The following is a 4,138-nucleotide window of genomic DNA, read 5'->3' as shown; positions in this document are numbered from 1 at the left end:
TCGCGCGCGGCATGGGCAAGCCCTGTGTTTCCGGCTGCGGCAGCATTCGCGTCGATTACGGCCGCGGCACCATGAGCATCGGCTCGCGCACCTTCAAGACCGGCGACGTCATCACCATCGACGGATCGCTGGGCCAGGTGCTGGCCGGGCGGATGCCGATGATCGAGCCGAAATTGTCAGGCGAATTCGGCACGCTGATGGGCTGGGCCGATTCCGTCCGCAAGCTCGGCGTTCGTGTCAACGCCGATACGCCGGAGGATGCGCGCACCGCTATCAAGTTCGGCGGTGAGGGCATCGGGCTTTGCCGCACCGAGCATATGTTCTTTGAGGAGACGCGAATTCGCACCGTGCGCGAGATGATTCTCGCCGAGGACGAGCAGGCCCGCCGCGCCGCGCTGTCGAAGCTGTTGCCGATGCAGCGCGCCGATTTCGTCGAGCTGTTCGAGATCATGAAGGGCCTGCCGGTGACGATCCGGCTGCTCGATCCGCCGCTGCATGAATTCCTGCCGCACACGCAAGCAGAGATCGAGGAAGTCGCGCGTGCGATGAATACCGATCCGCGGCGGCTGGCCGATCGCGCCCGCGATCTCGCCGAATTCAATCCGATGCTCGGTTTTCGGGGCTGCAGGCTCGCCATTGCCTATCCCGAGATCGCCGAGATGCAATCGCGCGCGATCTTCGAGGCCGCGGTCGAGGCAGGCAAGCGCACCGGCAAGGCGGTCGGACTCGAGGTGATGGTGCCGCTGATCGCGACCCGGGCCGAGTTCGACCTGGTCAAGGCGCGGATCGACGCCACCGCGCAGTCGGTGATGAAGGAAACCGGAACCAGACTGGGCTACCAGGTCGGCACCATGATCGAGTTGCCGCGCGCCTGCCTGATGGCCGGCGACATCGCCAAAACGGCGGAGTTCTTTTCTTTCGGCACCAACGATCTGACCCAGACCACCTATGGCATCAGCCGCGACGACGCCGCCGGATTCCTCGGTATCTACATCGCCAAGGGCATCCTGCCGATCGACCCGTTCATCTCGATCGATCGCGACGGCGTCGGCGAATTGGTGAAGATCGGCGTTGCCCGCGGGCGCAAGACCCGCCCCAGCATCAAGGTCGGGATTTGCGGCGAGCATGGCGGCGATCCCGCATCGGTGGCGTTCTGCCACGAGATCGGACTGGACTACGTCTCGTGCTCACCCTACCGCGTCCCGATCGCGCGGCTCGCCGCCGCGCAGGCCGCGCTTGGCAAGGCCATTTCCAGCCAGGCGTGAAAAGCATTTTCGTTGACCGGATCTTTACCACTTCATTGCAGCGCCCATTTACCAACGCTTTCGATCGGAGCGGCCGGATGCGCGCGGCACCTTGCGTGTGTCTTGCTGGCAACGCCGATTAACTCCCTCGCAACCTAAATTCGGTATCACCGGAAACGATCGAATTGCACGGATGTACTGGGTTCGATCGCATCAGTAAGCGTTGCGTGAGCGTTTCAATGTCAATTATGCGTAGCCGACCGAAGGGCGCGCAGTTCGCGTCCTTCGGACTCGGTCTGTGTGTCTTCGCATTGATGCCGACGGAAGTCGGATATCAGGATATCGCGTCGCTGCTGGCCCGGCAGCCGGGCGTCGCCGAACGCTGGCAAAACTTCTCCGCCGCCGGCAGCATCCAGGTCGCCACCTACAGCTTCGGCCTCCCGATCGGGACATCGATCCCGCGAACCGCGACCTACCAGCTGGCCCGGCTCGACAACCCCGGCATCGATATCACCGGTTCGGTGACGCGCAGTCTGGTTCAGCCGCCGCCGCGCTATCAGGCGTCCGATTTCCCCAGGGTCGACCGTACGCTGAAAGGCGACCGCCTGGTCGCGGCCCCGCCCGAGACTGCTGCCCCCGCCGCGCCTGCGCTGGAAGATCCCTCGACATCCAACGCCTCGGTGAAGGGCGCCAAGACCGCCGCCGCGATGCCATCGGGGCCGGTCCCGCTCGATCTCGAACTTCAGGAAGCGCTGAGCGCTCCGCCGCTCACCCCGCACAATGTCTCGCTGTCGCTCGAAGCCCAGCCGGCTGACGATTTGAAGGTCGCACCCGATGCCACGGCTTTGCCGCTCGAGGCCGCGCCATCGCAGGACAGCTTCTCGGTGAAGACGGCAAGCCTGTTTTTCGGAAGCTCCACGCTCGGCGCGTCGGCCGAGGGCATGGAACGCTGGCGACCCGGCGAAGAGCCGCTGATCGTGGTGCCCGATCTGGACATGAAGGTAATGGCATCGCTGCCTTCGGCTGCGGACGAGCCACCGAAGCCGGCCGAAAGCGGCCTGAGCATCGCCGCCAAGGGCGTCGTCAACGCCGATAACCAGCGCGACAAGACGCCGGCCGAGCGCCTTGGACTGTCCGACGAGAAGGCCCGCGCCAAATCTGAAAAGTGCCTCGCCGAAGCGGTCTATTTCGAGGCCCGCGGCGAAGCCGTGCGCGGCCAGATCGCCGTGGCGCAGGTGGTGATGAACCGCATCTTCTCCGGCTTTTATCCGAACACGGTGTGCGCCGTTGTCTACCAGAACAAGCACCACCGCGCCTTCGAGTGCCAGTTCACTTTCGCCTGCGACAATATTCCTGACGTGGTGCGCGAACCCGACATGTGGGAGCGCGCCAGGAAAATCGCGACGGCGATGCTCGACGGCCAGCTTTGGCTGCCCGAGGTGGCAAAATCGACGCACTACCATGCCTATTGGGTGCATCCGTCCTGGGTCAGCGAGATGAAGCAGATGTACAAGTTCGGCGTGCATACCTTCTATCGGCCACGCGCCTGGGGTGACGGCAGCGAGGCGCCGAGCTGGGGCACGCCGGCGCAGACCGCGTCGATCTCGGCAGAACTCGCCGGGGAAGCGAAGAGCTCGGCCGAGCTGTCGCCTACAACCGTGCGGCGGTAAGTTCGCTGAAAGCGTTGAGGGGCCTCGGTCAGTATCTGGGATCAACCGGCGCCACGTAAAGCGGGGCGTCCAGCCTTCTGTAGGGGTTGAAGCGAGGTTCATCATCGGGGTCATATGCCAGCTGAGGCCTTGCAGGTCCTCCCTGTTCCTCCCATTGCCGCTGCTTCATCCGGGTTGTCGCGACCGCCCTGGCCTTTCGCTCGGCATAACGGTTCCGGCGATCGATCTTGCGCTCTGTCGCTCTCCTTTGCTCGGCTTCCGTCTGCTTCGTCAACTCGGCTTGTTTTGGCTGCTCCACCTCCGTCGCAGGCGGAGTCTGTTTTGGAACCTGTGCGACTGGCGGCTGTGCTTGGATCGCTGGAGCCGGCTCCGCCGCAGGCTTGACGGCCGGCGCCGGGTCTGCGGCGAGCAGGGGAATCGCCTTGGCCTCAAACACTTGAGTGCCAGCCGTTTGCGGCGGTGGCGCGATTGGCTCCGGACGCGCAACACGCTCAATTCGCGTCGGCCCCGCCGGGGGAACTTTAATGGCCGTGTTTGTCAGAACTATTCCGCTGCCGAATCCGAGGGCGAGTGCGCCCACGACGGTTCCAACTCCGGCAAAATAAGTGGTCATGGAAAAGGGCATGGTCAGCTCCAGTGTCCGGTAGCGAACGCGCGAATTGCGTGAGAGGTTCCGCACACAGGCCGTTCCAATTTTGGTGGCTACGCCAGCAAGACATGGCGCCAGCGAGTCGTCGACCCTCTCACCCCGTCATTGCGAGGAGCTCTTGCGACGAAGCAATCCAGCTTTTCTTTCTGTGGCGGCAATGGATTGCTTCGCTCAATCGAGCGCGCGTTCGCGCGCCCGATTGGCTCGCAATGACGAGCCAGGATATGCACCTATCAGCCCTGTCTTGAGCCAGGCCTTCATTCGAAACCGGGTTTCATGCGCAGAGGGTCGATGACGGCGTTGGGAAGCGATCCGCGGAGATCCGGGCAGGTTGGAGGCGTGTGCGCCTGGTCGCCCCTGGCTGCATTGCAACTGATTTGCCCGACGGGCTCTTCCCGACATGGAGCTGTCAAGCCCGCTTTTAAAAAATATTACTGTTTACTTTTTGTTCGAATCAGTTATAGTCACCCCCGTCTCGTTCCAGATGAGGGGCGTATCGCGATCGTCAGACACGCGGGATGAGATGCGGTGGACGCGGCAGCGTCGGGCGTGGCCAGGACATGGCAGGGCAGGAT

Annotated in this window: 2 protein-coding genes; both read left to right on the top strand. The window is 63.5% G+C overall.

The window, feature by feature from the left end; genetic code table 11:
- Positions 1-1,265 (top strand): putative PEP-binding protein (locus ABSG20_RS31195; protein WP_423868297.1); only part of this gene is annotated, 1,265 nt, incomplete at its 5' end.
- A gap of 218 nt (positions 1,266-1,483) precedes the next feature.
- Positions 1,484-2,914 (top strand): cell wall hydrolase, encoded by a 1,431-nt coding sequence (locus ABSG20_RS31190; protein ID WP_423868296.1) that lies wholly within the window; start codon positions 1,484-1,486, stop codon positions 2,912-2,914.
- Positions 2,915-4,138: the final 1,224 nt, after the last annotated feature.

Origin of the sequence: Bradyrhizobium sp. (genome assembly GCF_049512235.1) — a bacterium.
GTDB lineage: Bacteria > Pseudomonadota > Alphaproteobacteria > Rhizobiales > Xanthobacteraceae > Bradyrhizobium.
Note: the sequence above shows the minus strand (reverse complement) of the source record. Positions and strands in the feature narration are given on the sequence as shown.

What these genes read in the sequence shown, in the direction of transcription:
- ABSG20_RS31190 (WP_423868296.1), top strand. Translation starts at nt 1,484, where the DNA reads ATGTCAATTATGCGTAGCCGACCGAAGGGCGCGCAGTTCGCGTCCTTC.